Annotated in this window: 19 protein-coding genes and 3 tRNA genes; 12 read left to right on the top strand and 10 right to left on the bottom strand. The window is 57.2% G+C overall.

Annotation, left to right across the window (positions count from 1 at the left end; genetic code table 11):
* Nucleotides 1–285: 285 nt before the first annotated feature.
* The 4 genes from CK911_RS05600 to lrp form a co-directional block, all read right to left on the bottom strand.
* Nucleotides 286–1,623, bottom strand: a complete 1,338-nt coding sequence (locus CK911_RS05600) for a replication-associated recombination protein A (protein WP_098969268.1) — start codon at nucleotides 1,621–1,623, stop codon at nucleotides 286–288.
* Between the two features lie 153 nt (nucleotides 1,624–1,776).
* Entirely contained in the window at nucleotides 1,777–2,385 is a 609-nt protein-coding gene (lolA, locus tag CK911_RS05595) for an outer membrane lipoprotein chaperone LolA (RefSeq protein WP_042024083.1), read from the bottom strand.
* 80 nt (nucleotides 2,386–2,465) lie between these two features.
* The gene (locus tag CK911_RS05590) at nucleotides 2,466–4,979 is read right to left on the bottom strand and encodes a DNA translocase FtsK (RefSeq protein ID WP_098969267.1); all 2,514 of its coding nucleotides are present in this window, start codon (nucleotides 4,977–4,979) and stop codon (nucleotides 2,466–2,468) included.
* Between the two features lie 201 nt (nucleotides 4,980–5,180).
* Nucleotides 5,181–5,672, bottom strand: coding sequence for a leucine-responsive transcriptional regulator Lrp (lrp, locus tag CK911_RS05585; protein ID WP_042023989.1), 492 nt, complete (start codon nucleotides 5,670–5,672; stop codon nucleotides 5,181–5,183).
* 150 nt (nucleotides 5,673–5,822) lie between these two features.
* On the opposite strand from lrp, the gene ald reads away from it, so the two are divergent.
* The 3 genes from ald (at nucleotide 5,823) to CK911_RS05570 (ending at nucleotide 9,383) form a co-directional block, all read left to right on the top strand.
* Entirely contained in the window at nucleotides 5,823–6,938 is a 1,116-nt protein-coding gene (ald, locus tag CK911_RS05580) for an alanine dehydrogenase (protein ID WP_098969266.1), read from the top strand.
* Nucleotides 6,939–7,122: 184 nt separating this feature from the next.
* Nucleotides 7,123–8,073, top strand: a complete 951-nt coding sequence (trxB, locus tag CK911_RS05575; RefSeq protein WP_098969265.1) for a thioredoxin-disulfide reductase — start codon at nucleotides 7,123–7,125, stop codon at nucleotides 8,071–8,073.
* 62 nt (nucleotides 8,074–8,135) lie between these two features.
* Nucleotides 8,136–9,383 (top strand): diguanylate cyclase, encoded by a 1,248-nt coding sequence (locus tag CK911_RS05570; protein ID WP_098969264.1) that lies wholly within the window; start codon nucleotides 8,136–8,138, stop codon nucleotides 9,381–9,383.
* Nucleotides 9,384–9,492: 109 nt separating this feature from the next.
* On the opposite strand, the gene CK911_RS05565 is transcribed toward CK911_RS05570, so the two are convergent.
* Nucleotides 9,493–9,963 carry a glycine zipper 2TM domain-containing protein gene (locus CK911_RS05565; RefSeq protein ID WP_005337104.1) on the bottom strand — a complete coding sequence of 157 codons (471 nt, stop codon included), beginning with the start codon at nucleotides 9,961–9,963 and terminating at the stop codon, nucleotides 9,493–9,495.
* A gap of 19 nt (nucleotides 9,964–9,982) precedes the next feature.
* Here CK911_RS05565 and aat point away from each other — a divergent pair, with 19 nt between their 5' ends.
* The 3 genes from aat (at nucleotide 9,983) to infA (ending at nucleotide 11,690) form a co-directional block, all read left to right on the top strand.
* Nucleotides 9,983–10,690 carry a leucyl/phenylalanyl-tRNA--protein transferase gene (aat, locus tag CK911_RS05560; protein WP_098969263.1) on the top strand — a complete coding sequence of 236 codons (708 nt, stop codon included), beginning with the start codon at nucleotides 9,983–9,985 and terminating at the stop codon, nucleotides 10,688–10,690.
* Nucleotides 10,687–11,403, top strand: coding sequence for an arginyltransferase (locus tag CK911_RS05555; protein ID WP_098969262.1), 717 nt, complete (start codon nucleotides 10,687–10,689; stop codon nucleotides 11,401–11,403). The genes aat and CK911_RS05555 overlap by 4 nt, the downstream gene beginning before the upstream one ends.
* A gap of 68 nt (nucleotides 11,404–11,471) precedes the next feature.
* Entirely contained in the window at nucleotides 11,472–11,690 is a 219-nt protein-coding gene (gene infA, locus CK911_RS05550) for a translation initiation factor IF-1 (protein ID WP_005300033.1), read from the top strand.
* 69 nt (nucleotides 11,691–11,759) lie between these two features.
* Here the strand turns inward: infA and clpA are convergent, their stop codons facing one another.
* Nucleotides 11,760–14,015, bottom strand: a complete 2,256-nt coding sequence (gene clpA / locus CK911_RS05545; RefSeq protein WP_042023996.1) for an ATP-dependent Clp protease ATP-binding subunit ClpA — start codon at nucleotides 14,013–14,015, stop codon at nucleotides 11,760–11,762.
* Between the two features lie 59 nt (nucleotides 14,016–14,074).
* Nucleotides 14,075–14,392 (bottom strand): ATP-dependent Clp protease adapter ClpS, encoded by a 318-nt coding sequence (gene clpS / locus CK911_RS05540; protein ID WP_042023997.1) that lies wholly within the window; start codon nucleotides 14,390–14,392, stop codon nucleotides 14,075–14,077.
* 229 nt (nucleotides 14,393–14,621) lie between these two features.
* Between clpS and cspD the strand changes: the two genes are divergently transcribed.
* The gene (cspD, locus tag CK911_RS05535; RefSeq protein ID WP_042023999.1) at nucleotides 14,622–14,840 is read left to right on the top strand and encodes a cold shock-like protein CspD; all 219 of its coding nucleotides are present in this window, start codon (nucleotides 14,622–14,624) and stop codon (nucleotides 14,838–14,840) included.
* A gap of 117 nt (nucleotides 14,841–14,957) precedes the next feature.
* On the opposite strand, the gene folD is transcribed toward cspD, so the two are convergent.
* Complete coding sequence (gene folD, locus CK911_RS05530) at nucleotides 14,958–15,812, bottom strand: bifunctional methylenetetrahydrofolate dehydrogenase/methenyltetrahydrofolate cyclohydrolase FolD (protein WP_042024001.1); 855 nt, start codon at nucleotides 15,810–15,812, stop codon at nucleotides 14,958–14,960.
* A gap of 213 nt (nucleotides 15,813–16,025) precedes the next feature.
* Between folD and CK911_RS05525 the strand changes: the two genes are divergently transcribed.
* From CK911_RS05525 to CK911_RS05515, 3 genes are all read left to right on the top strand, one after another.
* Nucleotides 16,026–16,102 (top strand) — tRNA-Pro (locus tag CK911_RS05525).
* Between the two features lie 37 nt (nucleotides 16,103–16,139).
* Nucleotides 16,140–16,216 (top strand) — tRNA-Arg (locus CK911_RS05520).
* 113 nt (nucleotides 16,217–16,329) lie between these two features.
* Nucleotides 16,330–16,405, top strand: a tRNA-His gene (locus CK911_RS05515).
* 244 nt (nucleotides 16,406–16,649) lie between these two features.
* Here CK911_RS05515 and CK911_RS05510 read toward each other — a convergent pair.
* Complete coding sequence (locus tag CK911_RS05510; RefSeq protein WP_042024004.1) at nucleotides 16,650–16,901, bottom strand: DinI family protein; 252 nt, start codon at nucleotides 16,899–16,901, stop codon at nucleotides 16,650–16,652.
* Nucleotides 16,902–16,975: 74 nt separating this feature from the next.
* A complete protein-coding gene (locus CK911_RS05505) occupies nucleotides 16,976–19,396 on the bottom strand; it encodes a DNA polymerase II (RefSeq protein WP_098969261.1) in 2,421 nt (806 codons plus the stop codon).
* Nucleotides 19,397–19,598: 202 nt separating this feature from the next.
* On the opposite strand from CK911_RS05505, the gene CK911_RS05500 reads away from it, so the two are divergent.
* Nucleotides 19,599–20,093: a prolyl-tRNA synthetase associated domain-containing protein gene (locus tag CK911_RS05500; protein ID WP_098969260.1), complete on the top strand. Its 495-nt coding sequence runs from the start codon at nucleotides 19,599–19,601 to the stop codon at nucleotides 20,091–20,093.
* Complete coding sequence (locus CK911_RS05495; RefSeq protein WP_098969259.1) at nucleotides 20,094–20,690, top strand: GNAT family N-acetyltransferase; 597 nt, start codon at nucleotides 20,094–20,096, stop codon at nucleotides 20,688–20,690.
* The last annotated feature ends 79 nt before the right edge of the window (nucleotides 20,691–20,769 follow it).

Raw genomic sequence — 20,769 nt, 5'->3', positions numbered from 1 at the left:
TGGGATCTGGGCCTGAGTCATCATGACGGGCTGGGAAACAGATCCGGAAGTTAACATCGGTTGGCGCACCCCAATCGTCTTCAGGATCGGGCCTTAACAATCAGGCCTTCGAAATCAGGAAGATGGCGCAAGGCCAAGACAAACGGGGTCGGATGGGCAGTGTAGCAGACCGCCCCCCCGCCCGAACAGGGACTATTTGTGTCGTTTTTACCGACGTTGGCACGCACACCGCCCTGCATATTCAAACGCCTGACCAATTTTCAGCCATGCGAGGTAACAAAGGGGCTATTTGCCCCGTTGCTGCGGGCTCTGCCGATCCAGCTCATGAAGATAATCGAGCTTCTGGCCGATCTGCTTTTCAAGGCCGCGATCGGTCGGCTGGTAGTACTGCTTGCCAGCCAGTTCTGGTGGGAGATAGTCCTCGCCCGCGGCATAGGCGCCCGGTTCGTCATGGGCATAGCGGTACTCGGCGCCGTAGCCCAGCTCGCTCATCAGCTTGGTGGGCGCGTTGCGAAGATGGGGTGGCACCTCGAAGTCCGGCAGGTTTTTGGCATCATTAAGTGCCGCCTTCCAGGCGGTATAGACCGCATTGCTTTTCGGCGCGCAGGCGAGATAGACGATCGCCTGGGCGATGGCGCGCTCCCCTTCCGCCGGACCGATCCGATGGAAGCAATCCCAGGCCGACAGGGCCACCTGCATGGCGCGCGGATCGGCATTGCCCACATCTTCCGAGGCAATCGCCAGCAAGCGGCGGGCAATATAGAGCGGATCGCAACCGGCACTCACCATGCGGGCATACCAGTAGAGCGCCGCATCCGGCGCCGAGCCGCGAATGGACTTGTGCACCGCCGAGATGAGGTCGTAGAAGTGATCCCCCCCCTTGTCGAAGCGGGCCACATGCTCCCCCACCACGGCGGCGAGCAGGGCACTGTCAATTTGCTTGTGACCGCTGCTATCTTGCTCGGCCATATCGGCCAACAGCTCCAGATAGTTGAGGGATTTGCGCCCATCCCCATCCACCGCCTTGGCCAGCGCCTCTTTGACGCCGGGGGCAAAGGCGAGCGCCGGATCATTGAGACCACGGGGGTCCTGCATCGCCTGATCGATCATGGCGAGAATGTCGCGCTCCTCCAGCCGCTTGAGCAGATAGGCCCGGGCCCGGGAGAGCAGCGCGTTATTGAGTTCGAACGAGGGATTTTCAGTGGTGGCACCGATAAAGGTGATGGTGCCATCTTCGATGTGAGGCAGGAACACATCCTGCTGGCTCTTGTTGAAGCGGTGCACTTCATCCACGAACAGTATGGTGCGCACCCCGCGCCAGCTGTTCTCCTTCGCCTTGTCGATGGCGGCGCGGATCTCCTTGATGCCGGAGGTGACCGCAGAGAGCCGCTCCACTTCCGCTTGGCAGTAGTGAGCCATCAGCTCCGCCAGGGTGGTCTTGCCGGTGCCGGGCGGCCCCCACAGGATCATTGAGTGGCAGTGCCCCGCCAGGATCGCTTTGCGCAGGGGCTTGTCAGCCCCCAGGATATGTTGCTGACCGATATACTGGTCGAGGTTTTGCGGCCGCATCCGGGCCGCCAGCGGACGAAAGTCCGATGAGAAATCCAGCGACAAGTTGCTCATCTGTATTGACCGTTCCGTATCATGGATACCGCCATGGAAAAACGGTCCGACGAGAAATCCAATAAGAGGTTACTCATCTGTATTGACCACCCAGCGTCACGCCACCCGTCTTTGACAGACGCAGTGGCGAGCAATCCAACGACCGCGTGCTCATTAGCGCTGGTCGTCCAGCTCAACCCCCTTCGGGATCTTGAACACAAATTCGTTGCCCTTGAGCACAGGCTTGCGGTTGAAGCTGCTCAGGGTGAATTCGCTCCACTGCCCTTGCGCCTCTTTCACATCGAAACGGCTGATGTTGTTGGCCCGATCGAAGGTGACGCGGAAGGAGGCGATCAGCTCGTCCTTGTTGCGGCTGGTGACGGTATAGACATCCCCTTGCTGGGTCACGTCATAGTTCTTCCAAAACTTGTCGTCATTACCGGCAATCAGAATGAAGGGGGTATTGAGTACCGCATCCTTCAGCTTGAGAGCGGTAACCTGCTCGACGAAGGGATCATAAACCCACACATCCTGACCATCGGCCACGATCAGGCTCTCGTCCGGTGAGGTTGTGTGCCAGTTGAAACGATTGGGACGCTGTACCAGCAGATCGCCGCTGGCCTTTTGCAGCTCCTTGCCCTTGCTGTCATAGACGGTCTGGGCAAACTTGGCGGAGAAGAGGCTGACATCTGCCAGCTTTTGCTTGAGATCGCTGGCCGCATCGGCCCACACCTGGCTACTGGCCATCAGCAGCACGGTACCCATCAACAGTTGTTTTTTCATCACGCTCTTCATAAAGACGCTCTCGATAAAAGGCCACGCCCGTGGAGGGCATGGCCAGGGATTGTATGAAACGGTGAGGCTTAGTCCCGCACCGGCGGCGGTGCCAGCACGTCGCGCTGACCATTGCCACCCGGTGAGCTGACGATGCCCTGATTCTCCATCTGCTCGATGAGACGAGCCGCCCGGTTGTAACCTATTTTGAACTTGCGCTGGACGCTGGAGGTCGAGCCACGGCGGGACTCCACCACAAAGGCGACCGCTTCGTCGAACAAGGGATCAAGCTCTTCATCGCCACCGCCGCCAAACTCGCTGCTGCCACCATCACTGCTTTCACCGGCGAGGATCTCTTCGATATAATTTGGCTCGCCGCGCAGTTTCCAGTCTGCCACCACCTTGTGCACCTCGTGATCATCGACAAAGGCGCCGTGCACCCGGGTCGGGTTGGAGGTACCGGCTGGCATGTAGAGCATGTCACCCATACCGAGCAGAGATTCAGCACCGCCCTGATCGATAATGGTGCGGGAATCGATCTTGCTCGATACCTGGAACGAGATGCGGGTCGGGATGTTGGCCTTGATAAGACCGGTAATGACATCCACCGACGGGCGCTGGGTCGCCAGAATAAGGTGAATACCGGCCGCTCGTGCCTTCTGGGCAATCCGGGCAATCAGCTCTTCCACCTTCTTGCCGACGATCATCATCATGTCGGCAAATTCGTCCACCACCACCACGATGTGGGGCAGCTTCTCCAGCTCCGGCGCTATCTGATCCATGGAGTCACCCGGACGCCACAGCGGATCACGCAAAGGCTCACCTGCGGCGGCCGCTGCCAACACCTTGTCGTTGTAGCCCTTGAGGTTACGCACCCCGACTGCCGACATCAGCTTGTAGCGACGCTCCATCTCGCCCACACACCAGCGCAGGGCGTTGGCGGCGTCCTTCATGTCGGTCACCACCTCGGTCAGGAGATGCGGGATCCCTTCGTAGACCGACAGTTCCAGCATCTTGGGATCGATCATGATAAAGCGCAGATCATCGGGGGATGACTTGTAGAGCATCGAGATGATCATGGTGTTGACCCCCACCGACTTACCGGAACCTGTGGTACCGGCCACCAGCAGGTGTGGCATCTTGGCCAAGTTCACCACCACCGGCTCCCCTGCGATGTCCTGACCCAGACCCATGGAAAGAGGGTGATGGCTATCGTGAAATGCATCGCAATCGAGGGTTTCGCGCAGGTAAACCGTCTGGCGCACCCGGTTGGGCAGTTCGATACCGACGAAGGTCTTGCCCGGGATCACTTCCACCACCCGCACACTGCTGGCCGAGAGGGAACGGGCCAGATCCCGCGACAGGTTGGTGATCTTGCTCGCCTTCATGCCCGGCGCCAAGTCCAGCTCGAAACGGGTGATGACCGGGCCTGGATAGACGCCGACCACCTTGGCCTGCACGTTGTAATCGGCCAGCTTGGCCTCAACCAGACGAGCCATACGATCCAGCTCGTCCTTGCTCATCATCTGGGTCTTGGCAGGCGGGCGATCGAGCAGCTCAATGCTTGGCAAAGGAGCCATGGCAGGCTGAGGGCGGCGCTTGGGTTTGCCCGGTGTGACGGCGGCGGGTGCAGGGACATCTTCGTGCCCCTCTGCCCAGGGCAGATCCAGCTCATCCTCATCGTCATCATCGGCCACAGCCAGTACCGGCTGACGGCGACCATTAGCGGCAGCCACCGCGCGCTTGGGCCTGGCAGCAGGGGCTGGCTCGTCATCTTCATCATCAAATTGCGGATCGAACTCGAAGGTATCGTCGTCCAGCTCCGGCAACCACTCTTCAGCGACCGCCTTCTGATCCTTGGCCTTGGGTCGACGAGTCCAGCTGCTGTGGGGCTCATCTTCCTCGTCATCAAACTCGATGGTCCCTACCCCGCCTTCCAGCAAGGGATCCGGCCCCTCGTTGCGGGGTTGACGCCAGCCGCCAGTCAACCAGCGGCCGAGGGTGGTCGGGAAGTGGTAAATCGCGCTGACCGAACCAGTGCAGGTCGCACCGATCCGCTCGACAATGGTGAGCCAGGACCAGCCGGTAAACAGGGTAATGCCGGTTGCCACGAAGCAGAGCAGCATCAGGTTGGCCCCGACACCGCCAAACAGCGGCACCACCGCAGAGGCGATCACATCCCCCACCAGACCACCGGCGGAGAAATTCTGCATATCGTTGAAGTTCATGCTGGCAATGGCCGACATGCCGAGCACGGTCAGGATAAAGCCGATGATCCGCACCCCCAGGGTGAGGTAATCCACCTCAAGCAAGCGGCTGGGGCGCCAGAACAAGCTCCAGCCCAGCAATACCACCAGCGGCGGCACCAGATAGGAAAAAGCACCGAAGGTGAACATGGTGATGTCGGCGAGCCAGGCTCCGGCGCTGCCGGAGAGGTTCTTCACCTCCCCCTGCCAGGAGGTCTGGGACCAGCCGGGATCGGCGGGATGATAGGACAACAGGGCAAGCAGAAGATACGCGGCCATCAGGGTGATGGCGATCAAGACGGCTTCGAAGATCCGTTGTGTACCTGATAAAGGAGTAAACAGCTTTTTATCGGCCAAACTCCGGCTCCTTTCTGAAAACATGTAATGCAGGAAATAGGGGGCCTAGTATCCCCGAAAAGCCCACCGATTGTCAGCCAATGCCTGATGGGACGGGGCTATATTTGCACTTCTCTTTACAAGAAGAAACGAGCGGACCGGCCGCTCGTTTCTGACTGTCATGGTGCCTCATATGGACAATACACCACGGCATAACCTGCTTTATCGGGTGCTGATCACCAGACGACAGCTCTGCTTGACCTCTTCCATCACCACATAGGTGCGGGTGTCGTTGACACCGGGCAGACGCAGCAGGGTTTCACCCAACAGGCGTCGGTAGGCCGACATGTCGCTGACTCGGGTCTTGAGCAGATAGTCGAAATCACCGGAGACCAGATGACACTCCTGGATCTCTTCGAGCACCTGAACAGCCTTGTTAAACTGTTCAAATACATCGGGCGCCCCGCGATTAAGGGTTATCTCGACAAACACCAGCAGAGATGCATCCAGATAATGAGGGTTCAGAATAGCGGCATATCCTTCGATATAACCTTGTCGCTCAAGGCGACGAACCCGTTCCAGACACGGTGTAGGACTTAGGCCAACTCGTTTGGACAACTCAACATTCGAAATCCTGCCATCCTTTTGCAGTTCATTGAGAATGTTGCGGTCAATCCTGTCCAAATCCTTTAGCCGACTCTTAGCTTCCATCATTTTATTCCATCCTTTGGCTATTTTTTGGTAAGAATCACCAGTCATTTTATAATTATGGTCACAAATCCTGTCAATACCTGAATATACTAGGCGCAAATGTTGATTAACATTTTGGCAACATGAAACACCAATCGATAGACGAGGGATAGCATGATTATCGGTGTACCTAAAGAGATAAAAAACCATGAATACCGCGTAGGCATGGTTCCGGCCAGTGTACGTGAACTGACAGCACGAAACCATACTGTTTTCGTCCAAAGCGGTGCCGGAAACGGCATTGGCTTCAGCGATACAGATTATATTGCTGTTGGTGCCGAAATTTTGGCCTCTGCCGCAGAGGTTTTCGCCAAAGCCGAGATGATCGTCAAGGTCAAGGAACCTCAGCCGGTCGAATGTGCCATGCTGCGTCCGGGTCAAACCCTGTTCACCTACCTGCATCTGGCGCCAGACTTGCCCCAGACCGAAGCCCTGCTGCAAAGCGGCGCTATCTGTATCGCCTATGAAACCGTCACTGACAGCCGTGGCGGCCTGCCCCTGCTGGCTCCGATGTCAGAAGTAGCTGGACGCATGTCTATTCAGGCTGGCGCCCAGGCACTGGAAAAATCCCGCGGCGGAAGCGGCGTGTTACTCGGCGGCGTACCCGGTGTCGAACCGGCCAAGGTGGTGATCATCGGCGGCGGGGTGGTCGGCTCCAATGCGGCCCGCATGGCCATCGGCCTGCGCGCGGATGTCACCATCCTCGACAACAACATCGATACACTGCGTCGTCTCGACAACGAGTTTCAGGGAGCAGCCAAGGTGGTCTACTCCAATAGCGAGACCCTGGAGCGCCATCTGCTGGCAGCGGATCTGGTCATCGGCGGTGTATTGGTGCCAGGCGCCACTGCGCCAAAACTTGTCAGCCGTGACCACATTGCGCGCATGAAGCCGGGCTCTGCCATCGTCGATGTGGCCATCGATCAGGGCGGCTGTGTGGAGACCTCCCACGCCACCACCCATCAGGATCCCACTTATATCGTCGATGAGGTGGTGCACTACTGTGTCGCCAACATGCCAGGGGCGGTTGCCCGTACCTCGACCGTGGCCCTCAACAATGCCACCCTCCCCTTCATCATTAAACTGGCTCAGCAAGGCTACCGCGACGCGCTGCTGTCAGACGAACATTTGCGCCATGGTCTCAACGTGATGGATGGCAAGCTGACCTGCAAGGAGGTTGCCGTGGCACATGGCCTTGCCTATACGGATGCACTGACCCTGTTGAACTGATCTCTGCTGGCCTGCGCCAGTATTGATGAGTAAAAATCCGCCCGCGATGGGCGGTTTTTTATCCCTTGAATTTGCCCCGCCTCCCTTCATGTACACGATTAATGCAATCGACTCGCCAGCCTTTGACCCCGGATCACGAATTACCTACAATCGCGCAAACTCATCACATCCCGGAAATTACATCATGAGCCAAGTCACTCACAGCAAATTGCTGATCCTGGGCTCCGGCCCGGCCGGTTACACTGCAGCCGTCTACGCCGCCCGCGCCAACCTCAACCCGCTGCTCATCACTGGCATGCAGCAAGGTGGTCAGCTGACCACCACCACCGAAGTGGAAAACTGGCCCGGCGATCCGGAAGGCCTGACCGGTCCGGCGCTGATGGAGCGCATGAAAGCCCATGCAGAGAAGTTCGATACCCGCATACTGTTTGATCACATCAACAGTGTCGAACTGACCCAGCGTCCGTTCCGCCTCAAGGGCGACAGCGCCGAATACACCTGTGATGCGCTGATCATCGCCACCGGCGCCTCTGCCAAGTATCTGGGACTGCCTTCAGAAGAGGCATTCAAGGGCCGCGGTGTTTCTGCCTGTGCCACCTGTGACGGTTTCTTCTACCGCAATCAGGAAGTGGCAGTGATCGGCGGCGGCAACACCGCTGTCGAAGAGGCGCTGTACCTGGCCAACATCGCCAAGAAAGTGCACCTCATTCACCGCCGCGACGAGTTCCGTGCCGAGAAGATCCTGATCAAGCGTCTGCACGACAAGGTCGAGAGCGGCAACATCGTGTTGCACACCCACCAGACCCTGGATGAAGTGCTGGGCGACCAGATGGGCGTCACCGGTGTACGTCTGCGCAGCACTCAGGACAACAGCACCAGCGAGCTGCCATTGATGGGGGTTTTCATCGCCATCGGTCATCAGCCCAACACCCAGATCTTCGACGGTCAGCTGGAGATGAAAAACGGCTATCTGATCGTTCGTGGCGGACTGGATGGTTTTGCTACCCAGACCAGTATTGAAGGGGTGTTTGCCGCCGGTGACGTGGCCGATCACAACTACCGTCAGGCCATCACCTCTGCCGGTACTGGCTGCATGGCAGCCCTCGATGCCGAACGCTACCTCGACGCGCAATAAACCAGCGCAGATGTGATATAAGGCATACCAGTCGGTATGCCTTTTTTCATTTAAGGAGTCTAATGAAACAGAAGATATTGATTGTCGAAGATAGCCTGACCATTCGCCGTATGTTGACTCAGGCCATTGCCCAGCAGACTGGCCTCGAAATTGACGCCTTCGATACCCTCGAAGGAGCCCGTCACTGCCGGGGAGAGGAGTATGTGGTCGCGCTGGTCGATCTCACCCTGCCGGATGCCCCCCGTGGCGAGGCGGTGAACGAGCTGCTGGCTCGAGGTTTGTCGGTGGTGATCCTCACTGCCGACATCAGCGAGGATAAACGTGCCGCCTGGCTGGAAACCGGCGTGCTGGACTATGTGATGAAGGATTCGCGCCACTCGCTGCAATATGCCGTCAGTCTGGTGCACCGCCTCTATCTCAACCAGTCCATCAAAGTACTGGTGGTCGATGATTCGCGCACCTCCCGTCACCGTACCATGGCTCAGTTGCGCAAACAGCTGTTGCAGGTGCATGAGGCAAGTCATGCCCGTGAAGCGATGGCGATGCTGGAACAGCACCCGGCCATTCGACTGGCACTGGTCGACTACTACATGCCGGATATCGATGGCATCAGTCTGGTGCGGATGCTGAGAGAGCGTTACAGCAAGCAGCAGCTCGCGATTATCGGGATCTCGGTCTCGGACAAGCGCGGTCTCTCTGCTCGCTACCTCAAGCAAGGCGCCAACGACTTTCTCAACCAGCCGTTCGAACCGGAAGAGCTGCAGTGTCGGGTCAGCCACAATCTGGAGGCGCTCGAGCAGTTCAACAGCATTCAGGAGTCAGCCAATCGTGACTACCTGACCGGTCTCTACAACCGGCGCTACTGGTTCAACGAAGGGCAGAAGTGGTTTGAAGAGCATCTGCGTCAACAGACGCCCCTTGCACTCTGTGTGCTCGATGTGGATCACTTCAAGCAGGTCAACGATCACTGGGGCCATGCCATTGGCGATCAACTGCTCTGCCACCTGACCCGGCTACTGACCCAGTTCTTCCCCGATGCCATGATCGCCCGGTTTGGCGGAGAGGAGTTTGCCATGATGGTGCCGCACTGTACCGTGCCCGTGTTGATCAAACGTCTTGAAGGGCTGCGTCAGCAGTTGCGCCAGCAACCCCTGTCACCGGAGATCCTGCTATTTGTTCGCGCCAGTTACGGTGTGATCAACGTTGGGCGGGTATCCATGGACGAGGCGCTGAGCGAAGCGGACCGGCTGCTTTATCAGGCAAAGAACACCGGTCGCGACAAGATAGTCTCTCAAGAGACGGCTATCTGAACCCTCAGGGCATCAGTCCCGTGTATTACCGCCCGACAGACTTTCCAGCAGGAGAGTCTGCGGGTTCATTTCCTGCCACAGTCTCCCCACTCGCAATGACTGTCGAAACTCAGTAAGTCTTGTCGACTCGCACCCCATCATCGAAATAGAGAATGCGCACCTTGTCTCCATTGGCAAAGACCATGGCGGGATCATAATCCTGGATCACGTTGATAAGGGCATTTTGCTCGTTGCGGATCAGCAACTCCACCAGCTTGTTTTCCACCACGGTTCCCCCTGACTGGTATTGCTGCGCGGCCGCAGCCCCCGCGAGCGCCCCGACGGCAGTGGCAATTTCACGGCCATGGCCGCCGCCAAACTGGTTGCCAAGCAGACCACCGAGCACAGCACCGCCCAACGTCTTCCAACCAGAGTGCTCGGACTCCAGGATCTGGCGCTGGGTAATATTGCGCACCGTTTCGACCTGGCCAAACACCACCTGATTGACCGGCCGCGCGGTATTGCGCTGGTAAACTTCCGCCCCGGCGGGCGCCGTGACAAAGCAGAGCAAGCTGGATACTATCAGGATAATGGCCTTCATCTATGAACCTCGTTGCCTTATGTCTCGCTATCTTACCCAACTGGATGATGAGCTTTGCTGGTTTCCCGACCCCAGCCATGCGCTGGAAGAGCCCAACGGCTTGCTGGCGATCGGCGGAGATCTCTCCCCGGCCAGATTGCTGGCAGCTTACCACAAGGGGATCTTCCCGTGGAATGAACCCCACCAGCCGACCCTGTGGTGGTCACCGGATCCCCGCGGGGTGATCCGCCCCGACCAACTCCATGTGGGACGGACATTGCAGAAGATTATCCGCCGCACCCCATTCGATATTTCCGTCAATCGCGCCTTTAATGAAGTCATCACCGCCTGCGCCGCCCCTCGTCGCACCGCTGATGGCACCTGGATCAGCCAACCCATGATCGACGCCTATCAACAATTGCACCGGCTGGGTCATGCCCACTCTATCGAGATCTGGCAGGAGGGAGAGCTGCAAGCGGGACTGTATGGCCTCTCTATCGGCCGGCTGTTTTGCGGGGAATCCATGTTCAGCCGGATTGATAACGGCGCCAAGCTGGCGATGGTGGCACTCTGCCGCCACTTTGCCCGCCATCGAGGTGCCCTCATCGATTGCCAGATTCAGAACCCGTTTCTGGCCACCCTGGGTATCGAGGAGTGGCCAAGGTCGCGCTTTCTGGCCGAGCTGGCACGCCTTGGCCAGCAACCACTATTGGCTTCCTGCTGGCAAGAGGGAGAGATCAGCTTATGACTGAAGAAGTGATCCTCAAAGTAGGGCTGACCCCCAAGCATCCCTGCAGTTATCTGGACCATGAACAGGAGCAGTTGCTAGTGCTCATGGATCACAACCTGCTCAATGCCAACGGCTACGAGCGCTTATTGACTGCCGGTTTTCGCCGCAGTGGCAACGACATCTATCGTCCCCACTGTTCCGCATGTCACGCATGCCAATCTCTGCGTATTCACAGCGAACAATTTCGCCCGAGCCGCGGCCAGAAGCGGATCCGCCAGCTCAACAGAGATATCGAACTTGTCCTGAGTTACGATGACAAGCCCGTGTATTACCAGCTCTACGAACGCTATATTCGCGAACGCCACCATGATGGCAGCATGTATCCCCCCAACCGCAACCAGTACCGCGGCTTTCTCCATTGTGACTGGATGCCACCACTCTATCTGGAGATGCGCAAGGAGGGCCGCCTGATCGGCGTGGCCACCACAGATTTGCTGCCCCACTCCATGAGCGCCATGTACACCTTCTTCGACCCGGACTACGCCGATCGCTCCTTGGGCACCTTTGCCATCCTCTGTCAGCTCGATCTGGCCAGGCGTACCGGACGGAGCTGGCTCTATCTCGGCTATCTGGTGGAGGCGTGCCGCAAGATGAATTACAAGCGTAATTACCTGCCACACGAGCTGTTAATTCAGGGGGAATGGAAAAATATCGACACCAAGCCCGAGTAAACTTTACACATAGCCTTAAATCCGGCATGATCCAGCGGTTTTTTGTTGTGGCTTATCAAGAGGATTCAATGGCTAAAGAAGACAGTATTGAGATGCAGGGCACTATTCTCGAAACCCTGCCCAATACCATGTTCCGTGTGGAACTGGAGAATGGTCACGTGGTTATCGCTCATATTTCAGGCAAGATGCGCAAAAACTACATTCGTATCCTGACTGGAGACAAAGTAACGGTAGCACTGACACCCTACGATCTCTCCAAGGGACGTATTGTTTTCCGCTCTCGCTAAGCCAGGAATTCAGCAAAAAACCCCAACCTTATCGGTTGGGGTTTTTTGTCGTTTTCTGATCACTGACGCTTAGTGGGAAACAGCTTCAACATTGACCTGAAAATCAAAGCTGAGGCTGTCATTTACCAACTCAACCTTCACAATCCCCCCGTCAACTAATGAACCGAACAGGATCTCGTTGGCCAGGGGTTTCTTGAGGTGCTCTTGGATAACCCGACCCATCGGTCTGGCGCCCATGGCTCTGTCATATCCCTTCTCTGCCAACCAATGACGGGCTCGCTCAGACACCTCGAGAGATACCCCCTTCGCATCCAGCTGCACCTGCAACTCAACAATGAACTTGTCGACCACTTGGTGGATCACCGCCATATCCAGGTGGTTAAACCAGATAGTGTGATCAAGCCGGTTACGAAACTCCGGACTGAATGTCTTGTTGATCACCGCCATGGCATCGTGGCTCAAATCCTGTTGCTGGAAGCCTATCGATTTGCGCTGGGTCTCCTGCACACCGGCGTTAGTGGTCATCACCAGAATGACGTTACGGAAATCCGCCTTGCGCCCGTTGTTATCGGTCAGGGTGCCGTTGTCCATCACCTGCAGCAGCAGGTTAAATACATCGGGGTGTGCTTTCTCAATTTCGTCGAGCAACACCACCGAATGGGGATGCTTGATCACCGCATCGGTCAGCAAACCACCCTGCTCAAAACCGACGTAGCCGGGTGGCGCACCGATCAGTCGTGAAACAGTATGACGCTCCATGTACTCGGACATATCAAAGCGCAGCATCTCGACACCCAATGCTTTGCCCAACTGTTGGGTCACCTCTGTTTTACCGACACCGGTAGGGCCTGCAAACAGGAAGCAACCTACCGGACGACGTTCATTGCCAAGACCCGAGCGTGACAAGCGGATCGCGTCAGCCAGCACTTCGATAGCCTTGTCCTGACCAAAGACCACCATTTTGAGGTTACGCTCCAGGTGTTTCAGCACCTCTTTGTCAGAGGAGGAGACTGATTTCTCTGGAATGCGGGCAATCTTGGCCACAATGGACTCAATCTCCTGCACATTGATCACTTTCTTGCGTTTGCTCGCTGGCAGTAACCGTTGGCCAGCGCCGGCCTCATCGATCACATCGATCGCTTTGTCAGGCAGGTGGCGATCGTTAATGTACTTGGCGGAAAGCTCGGCAGCCGCACGGATCGCCTTGGCGGTGTAACGCACCCCATGGTGTGCTTCATAGCGACTTTTAAGGCCCATCAGAATGCGGGTGGTGTCATCCACCGTCGGCTCGACAACATCGATCTTCTGGAAGCGACGCGCTAATGCACGATCTTTTTCAAAGACCTGAGCATATTCCTGATAAGTGGTTGACCCTACACAGCGCAGCAAACCATTGGAAAGTAACGGCTTGATAAGGTTAGCCGCATCCAACTGCCCACCGGATGCCGCTCCGGCACCAATGATGGTATGGATCTCGTCAATGAAGAGAATGGCACCTTCCTGACGCTCAATCTGCTTGAGCAGTACCTTGAGGCGCTTCTCGAAGTCGCCGCGATACTTGGTGCCAGCTAGCAGAGAACCCATATCCAGCGAATAGATGGTGCTACCGGCTATCACCTCGGGCACATCGCCCTTGACGATCCGGTAGGCCAACCCTTCGGCAATGGCAGTCTTGCCCACGCCAGCTTCACCCACCAGCAGTGGGTTGTTCTTGCGGCGACGGCAGAGCACCTGGATAGTCCGGCTGAGTTCCTGATCACGACCAATCAGCGGATCAATGCGTCCCTCCAACACCAGCTGGTTGAGGTTGGTGGCAAAGCTTTCTATCTGGGCAGCCGAGACATCGTCATCAGACTCGGGATTATTGTTACTGCTGATATCCGGTTTGCTATCCTTGCGCACCCCATGGGAGAGGAAATTGACCACATCAAGGCGGCTTATCTCGGATTTTTTCAGAAAATAGGCAGCTTGAGACTCTTGCTCACTGAAGATGGCGACCAACACGTTGGCGCCGCTGACTTCGGTATTGCCAGACGATTGCACATGGAACACTGCGCGTTGCAGCACACGCTGAAAGCCCAGGGTTGGCTGAGTTTCACGATCTTCGTCATCGCGAGGGATAAGCGGGGTTGTTTGGGTGATGAATGCGCGGATCTCCTTGCGCATCAGCTCGATATCGGCACCACAGGAGCTCAGCGCTTCATGAGCTGAACTGTTATCCAGAAGGGCTAACAACAGGTGCTCGACAGTCATGAATTCATGGCGCTCATCACGGGCCAGTTTGAAAGCCTCGTTCAGCGTCTTTTCTAGATCTTTATTCAACATAGGCACCTCCCCTAGTACAGCAGCAATGTGGTGTCACACTCGCCATCAACTCATCGAATTCAAGCCTTTTCCATAGTACATAGCAGTGGATGTTCGTTGTTACGTGAATAGGTGTTGACTTGGACTACCTTGGTTTCAGCTATTTCTGCAGTAAACATGCCACAGACCCCTTTACCACTATAATGCACGCTCAGCATGACCTGAGTCGCCTTGTCCAAATCCATACCAAAGAACTTTTGCAGCACCTCTACCACAAATTCCATTGGCGTATAGTCATCGTTGTTTAACACAACTTTATACATGGATGGCGGCTGCAGTTTGGTTTTCTCTGCCTCTGCTAGTTCTTCATTAGCAAAGAGTTCTTTCTGCTTGCTCATAATCGCGCTTTGGTACCTCTAGATTACTACCGTCTAACACAAGGTTGTCAATAGACTTGTTAACCAGATCACATCAGCTGTTAACAACTCCTTGACTCGCTCAAAACTTAGACTAAATTGATTACTTGCTAATCTGTGCCCGTCTGCTACGGGCTCATGTCCTTAGTTATAATGGGCTGGCGCAGGTTACTCAACGACTTCTGGGTAATCAATAAAAGGATGTAGAAGTATGGCAACCGGCACAGTTAAGTGGTTTAACAACGCAAAAGGATTTGGGTTTATCTGTCCGGAAGGAGGCGGTGAAGATATCTTCGCTCACTACTCCACCATTAAGATGGAGGGCTACAAGACCTTGAAAGCAGGTCAGGCCGTCAATTTTGAGCTGCAACAAGGGCCGAAAGGGAATCACGCCTCTCTTATTGTGCCAAACGAAGCACAAAATATGTAAATAACTCCCGTTGGATAAATAAAAAACCGGTTCCTCTTTGAGCAACCGGTTTTTTATTGTCAGATTTCTGGCGCATCCTGCATCCTCACGGGATCACAGGGTTATCGCCAGCCATGATCAGTCGTGATATTCGCTGCAGGCAATCAGGGTGTTTTCCATCAGGCTAGCCACTGTCATGGGGCCCACGCCACCGGGTACCGGTGTGATGAAGGAGGCATGGCTGCGGGCCGTCTCAAACTCCACATCGCCAACCAAAGAACCATCCGCCAGACGGTTGATACCCACATCGATCACCAACGCCCCCGGCTTTACCCACTCGCCCGGAATGAAGTTGGGCTTGCCGACCGCGACAACCAGCAGATCGGCACGGCGCACCTGATCTTCCAGATCCCGGGTAAAGCGGTGACAAGTCGTGGTAGTACAGCCCGCCAACAACAACTCCAGGGTCATGGGGCGCCCAACTATATTGGAAGCGCCCACCACGACCGCATGCAGGCCATGGGTCTTCACGCCGGTCGTCTCAATGAGCGTCATGATCCCTTTCGGAGTACAGGGGCGCAGCGCTGGAATACGCTGAGCCAGCCGACCCACATTATAAGGGTGGAAACCGTCAACATCCTTGTCAGGATTGATCCGCTCCAGCACTTGAGTGGTATCGAAGTGACCCGGTAACGGCAACTGAACCAGAATGCCGTCTACCTGGCTGTCGGCATTCAGCTTATCGATCAACGCCAGCAGATCTTCCTGACTCGCGGCCGCACTCAGATCATAAGAGCGGGAGAGAAAACCAACCTCTTCACACGCCCGGCGTTTGCTGCCGACATAGACCTGAGAGGCGGGGTCAGCCCCCACCAGAATGACTGCCAGCCCGGGAGCCCGTTTCCCTGCCGCCAGCCGCTGTTGCACTTGCGCCGCGACCTGGCTGCGAATCGTTTGCGCAACCTGTTTTCCATCTATGATTTTGGCAGACATCGTTCTCCACTCACCCTCTGTTCAACTGCCGCGCATTGTCGCATTTTTTTAGCCTGGATGTTAGCGGCAGACGCTCGTCAGGCCTGTAGCGGGCAATAAGTAGGCACTTGAATTTACTAGGGGAAAAAGTCATTGACGCTAGCCGGTACGCTTGGCTATGATGCCCGCCCGTTGTCCAGTACATCTCTTGTGGATATGCCGGTCAGGGTTTTTCGGTGATTAGCGCAGTCCGGTAGCGCATCTGGTTTGGGACCAGAGGGTCAAAGGTTCGAATCCTTTATCACCGACCATGTTCATCGACTTGCTGCTGCAGCGGGTCGATACAGAGCGCCCTTAGCTCAGTCGGATAGAGCAACGGCCTTCTAAGCCGTGGGTCGCAGGTTCGAATCCTGCAGGGCGCACCATTTGAAATGTGTTTGAAATCAGTGCAATAACGACGGATACCGTGACTTATCACGCACTCGTTATTTATTGCCACGATCTCCCTGATAAACACAAATGGTAAAAAAGTTCAGTGGTGGCTGTAGCTCAGTTGGTAGAGTCCCGGATTGTGATTCCGGTTGTCGTGGGTTCGAGCCCCATCAGCCACCCCATTATTATCTGTTTCGTGGTTAGCCATCCCTTTTCTAACCTCGTCCAGACCGTCAGCCTGACTGACAGCGTGCAGTGATTGCACAATTTGAAACCGGCCTTGTGCCGGTTTTTCTGTATTTGCCTTTTTAACTCCTGCCCTAAATAGGCAACCGGGAGGTATCTTGGCAAATCTCGCAGCAAAAAATGGCGCCTAAGCCGCATGATGGAGTAACAACCCTCATCTGCGCTCAGGCGCCACCTGCATCAGGATGGGACGTTCTCTTCCGGCATCCAGCTCTCGGCGTTCTCCCACACTTCCTGCACCATGGCTTCAGCCAGCTCTTTGTCTTCTTTGCTGGCACGGCTGACGGTCAGGGCCATGGCGCTGCCGGGGGCAACCCGCACGTGGATGTCGGGAAACTTCTCACCAAGCTGCTTGAGCAGCTCCTGACGCAGCGCCTCCATGGTCAAGGTCGGGATCTGGTGTTTTCTATCGATGATGATTTCAAGACGCATAGGGTACTTCTCCATGATTTATAACTGTATTTTTATCCAGTATTAAAGAGAAGTAAAGGGGCATCATGATCCAATCAGAAAAGATCCAGCTGCTGACCGCAGATCCGGTCGAATGACTCGCCGATAAAGGGCAGTATGGCGTCGGCGATGGGCCGCAACTGCTTGTCGATGTAGTGCTCGTAGTCGATGGCACTGCGCCGGTACTCCAGCGGTTCCGGGCCGCCCAGCGTCATCAGATAGGCGATGGTACCCCGATGCTGATAGCGCTGGGGCAAACCTCGGCGCAGATTCTCCTCATCGGCCAGCCGCGCCGCTCGCACATGGGGTGGCACATTCTTCTGATACTCCTCGAGTTTTTGCCGCAGCCGTTTGCGGTAGATGAGCAGATCATCGTGACGACCGGCACGGGTCTCATCCACCATGGTGCGCACATAGCCGCTGGGGTCTTCATCGTGAAACACCAGCTCGTAGAGGCGGGTCTGAAACTGCTTGGCCAGCATGGTCCAGTCGGTGCGCACCGTCTCCAGCCCTTTGAACACCAGATGTGCCCTTTCTCCCTCTCCTACCAGCCCGGCATAACGCTTCTTGCTCCCCTTCTCCAAGCCGCGGATGGTGGGCATCAGAAAGCGGCGATAGTGGGTCTCGTATTCGATCTCCAGATAGCTCGGCAAGTCGAACTCGCCCTTGATCAGCGCCGTCCAGTTGTCGTTGATCATGGCAGCCAGCTCGCGGCCAATCTGCTCGGCCTGCTGCGGGTTGGTCTCCCTGCCCAGATGGACAAAGGTGGAATCAGTATCGCCATAGATCACCTCGAATCCCTTCGCCTCAATCCACTCGCGGGTCTGCTGCATGATGCTGTGGCCACGCAGGGTGATGGATGAGGCAAGCCTGGGATCGTAGAAGCGACAGCCCCCCGACCCCAGCACGCCATAGAAGGAGTTCATGATGATCTTGATGGCCTGGGAGAGCGCCTTGTTGCTGGCCGCCTTGGCCCGATCCCGCGCCGCCCACAGGGTAGCGATGAGATCCGGCAAGAAGTGCCGCTCGCGGGAGAACAGGGCGCCGCGAAAGCCGGGAATGGCGTGGTCGGGATGTTGCAACCCCTCCACCAGCCCCATGGGGTCGATGCAGAAGGTGCGGATGATGCTGGGATAGAGGCTCTTGAAATCGAGCACCAGCACATGGCGATAGAGACCGGGTTTGGAGTCCATCACATAGCCGCCGGGGCTCGCCAGCCCCCCATCGGCAGGCAGATTGGGGGCCACGTAGCCGCCGCGGTGGAGCCGCGGCAGATAGAGGTTGGTAAAGGCCGCCACCGAGCCCCCCACCCTGTCCAGCTCCAAGCCAGTGAGTGAGGCGCGCTCGATGGCAAAGGGGATAAGGTGGCAATAGTCGAAGATCTCCCACACCAGCTTGCAATCTTCCAGGTTGTAACGGGCCAGCGCCTCCTTGTCGGAGTGGAACAGTTCGGTGATCTTCTCCCCCCGATTGGCCACATCCTCGATATCCTTGCCACGGCCAAGCAGTTCGCTCGCCACCGCATCCAGGCTGTAGCTGGCAAACTGCCAGGTGGCGCTTTTGAGGGTGTCGATGCCGTCGAGCACCATTCGCCCGGGAATAATAACGTTACCGGTCTGGGGATCGTTTCGTGACGAGCGCCAGAAGCAGAGCTCGCGCCCCCGCCCAAGCCGCAGCCGCCGCTTGTTGAGCTCGGCGCGGCGCAGCAGCAGACGAAAGTCAAAATTGACCACGTTCCAGCCAATCACCAGATCGGGGTCGTGCAGGCTGAACCAGCTCTCCAGCGCGCCGAGCAGGGCGCTTTCGTCCACCACCCACTCGACCTTGGTTCCCCAGCTTTCGGCATCCGCTTCCGGCGTGCCGATCATGATGACCCGCGCATCCTGCTCGCTGTAAAGGCCGACCGAGAAGAGCGCCCCGTCCATGGCGCACTCCACGTCCAGCGATACCCAGGAGAGGGTGGGCGTCACCGCCTGCGGTGCGCAGCGTGCCTCGTTTACTTCCCAATAGCCCTGCTTGCCCCCCCTCTTCACCGCCCGGCCATCGAAGCGCACGCCAGCGGTGATGAAGCGCTCCATCAGGAAGCGCTCCGGCAGCCGGATATCCGCCTCGAAGTGCTCGAGCCCGCGAATGAGCAACAGCTCGATGGCGCGGTGAAAGGCGCTCAGGGTAGCGAAATAGCAACCCACCACGGGGCGACCGTCGAAGGTGTGCATCGGCAGGCGGCGAAACCGCCCGCTCACCCCGGCGCCTTTGAACAGCTCGGCGGCTTCTGCCATGTGGCTCTGCGGCAAAAAGAACACCGGCTCCTGCCCCGGCACCACCACCCGCACCGGCCCCTGCGCACTCCAGAGCCACATCACGATTTCGGTGGTGGCGGCGTGCCCGTTGCGGCCGCGCACGTCCCGACCGTAGCGGGTCAGGATAAAACCGTCGAGCGGCGGGGTAGCGGGTACGGTGGGCTGGGTCGCAGTCATGAAGAGTAAGGGGCTGTCCGAGAATGGGACTATTGTACGTTCATACAGTACCCGCTCGCAATCGTCACGCAGGCAGGCTGCGGGACGCGCGTCAAACTGGTAAGCTCGATGCCGTCGTCATTCCCGTCCACCCGGTTATGACCGTGCTATTTCGCTCCATTACTGCGCTTCTTACTTCACTTTGCCGACGATAGGAGTCTTTGTGGCAATCTATTCCCTGCTGGATCAGCTGGCCATTCCCTACCAGCGTATCGACCATCCCCCCGTTTTCACCTGCGAGGAGGCGAGCAAGCTGCTGCCAGATCTGCCCGCCGCCAAGACCAAGAACCTCTTTCTGCGCGACCCGAAAAGTGAGCGACTGTTTCTGGTGGTAAGTCCGGAAGAGAGCCGAGTCGATCTCAAGGCGCTAGCGGCAAAACTCGGGGTCAAACGGCTGAGCTTTGGCTCCCCCGAGCGGCTCGATGCGGTGCTCGGTCTCACCCCGGGCTCGGTGACTCTGCTCGCCATGGTGCGCGATAGCGAACAGGCTGTGGAGTTGGTGGTGGATGAGACTATCTGGCAAGCCGAGCAGGTGCAGTGCCACCCGCTGGTCAACACCGCCACCCTGATCATCCGCCTCGACGACGTGCGCCGTCTATTAACCCATCTCGGGCGGCAAGCCACTGTGATGGCACTACCGGTCGTAGCAGCCGCTTGAATGACCGACTTCACCATCAAGGCGTCAGACCAGCCGGAGCCGACCCGTTTCGAATGCCGCAAGGCCCGACTGGCGGATGCCCCGGCCTATCACCGATATGTGCTCGAGTGTGCCGACGCGGGGATGCCACTCTATCAGGTGGCGCAATTTGACCCGGATGGCTGGCTACAGAGCCTGCTGGACCACGCCGAAGGGCGCAACTTGCCCAGCGGATACCTGCCTACCACCACTTATTTTGCCCTTGATGGAGAGGAGATCCTCGCCACCTTGCGCCTGCGTCACGGTGACAATGAGGCAACCCGGCAATGGTTGGGCCATATCGGTTACGAGACCCGCCCCTCACGCCGTGGCGAAGGGGCCGCCTCCGCCTTGCTGTGCTGGATACAACAAGCGCTGAGCGCGCCGGTGCTGATCAGCTGTGGCGAAGAGAATCTGGCCTCCCGCAAGGTGATTGCAGCAGCAGGCGGGGAATGGCTGGGGCGGCGCTACCATCCGGGGGATCGCCGCTGGCTGGAAATGTACCGGATAGATCCCCTGCCCCGCCCGACAGCCGCAGATCTATTGGCAACAGCAACAAGCGATCAGTTGCAGGTATGACGGCACCAGCCGACCACAGCCACCACAGCCGATATAGCAATAAAAAAAGCGCCTCGAAGGCGCTCTTTTTATGGGGAAG

Source organism: Aeromonas sp. CU5, assembly GCF_002586745.1.
In the GTDB taxonomy this organism is placed as follows: domain Bacteria; phylum Pseudomonadota; class Gammaproteobacteria; order Enterobacterales; family Aeromonadaceae; genus Aeromonas; species Aeromonas sobria.
Note: the sequence above shows the minus strand (reverse complement) of the source record. Positions and strands in the feature narration are given on the sequence as shown.

Bases quoted from the DNA above. Each gene is read 5' to 3' on its own strand.
- CK911_RS05505 (WP_098969261.1), bottom strand. From the start codon at position 19,396: ATGACTGCGACCCAGCCCACCGTACCCGCTACCCCGCCGCTCGACGGT.
- CK911_RS05495 (WP_098969259.1), top strand. From the start codon at position 20,094: ATGACCGACTTCACCATCAAGGCGTCAGACCAGCCGGAGCCGACCCGT.
- aat (WP_098969263.1), top strand. From the start codon at position 9,983: ATGTCTCGCTATCTTACCCAACTGGATGATGAGCTTTGCTGGTTTCCC.
- folD (WP_042024001.1), bottom strand. From the start codon at position 15,812: ATGTCTGCCAAAATCATAGATGGAAAACAGGTTGCGCAAACGATTCGC.
- trxB (WP_098969265.1), top strand. From the start codon at position 7,123: ATGAGCCAAGTCACTCACAGCAAATTGCTGATCCTGGGCTCCGGCCCG.
- ald (WP_098969266.1), top strand. From the start codon at position 5,823: ATGATTATCGGTGTACCTAAAGAGATAAAAAACCATGAATACCGCGTA.
- infA (WP_005300033.1), top strand. From the start codon at position 11,472: ATGGCTAAAGAAGACAGTATTGAGATGCAGGGCACTATTCTCGAAACC.
- cspD (WP_042023999.1), top strand. From the start codon at position 14,622: ATGGCAACCGGCACAGTTAAGTGGTTTAACAACGCAAAAGGATTTGGG.
- CK911_RS05570 (WP_098969264.1), top strand. From the start codon at position 8,136: ATGAAACAGAAGATATTGATTGTCGAAGATAGCCTGACCATTCGCCGT.
- lrp (WP_042023989.1), bottom strand. From the start codon at position 5,672: ATGATGGAAGCTAAGAGTCGGCTAAAGGATTTGGACAGGATTGACCGC.
- clpA (WP_042023996.1), bottom strand. From the start codon at position 14,015: ATGTTGAATAAAGATCTAGAAAAGACGCTGAACGAGGCTTTCAAACTG.
- CK911_RS05565 (WP_005337104.1), bottom strand. From the start codon at position 9,963: ATGAAGGCCATTATCCTGATAGTATCCAGCTTGCTCTGCTTTGTCACG.
- clpS (WP_042023997.1), bottom strand. From the start codon at position 14,392: ATGAGCAAGCAGAAAGAACTCTTTGCTAATGAAGAACTAGCAGAGGCA.
- lolA (WP_042024083.1), bottom strand. From the start codon at position 2,385: ATGAAAAAACAACTGTTGATGGGTACCGTGCTGCTGATGGCCAGTAGC.
- CK911_RS05510 (WP_042024004.1), bottom strand. From the start codon at position 16,901: ATGCGTCTTGAAATCATCATCGATAGAAAACACCAGATCCCGACCTTG.
- CK911_RS05555 (WP_098969262.1), top strand. From the start codon at position 10,687: ATGACTGAAGAAGTGATCCTCAAAGTAGGGCTGACCCCCAAGCATCCC.
- CK911_RS05600 (WP_098969268.1), bottom strand. From the start codon at position 1,623: ATGAGCAACTTGTCGCTGGATTTCTCATCGGACTTTCGTCCGCTGGCG.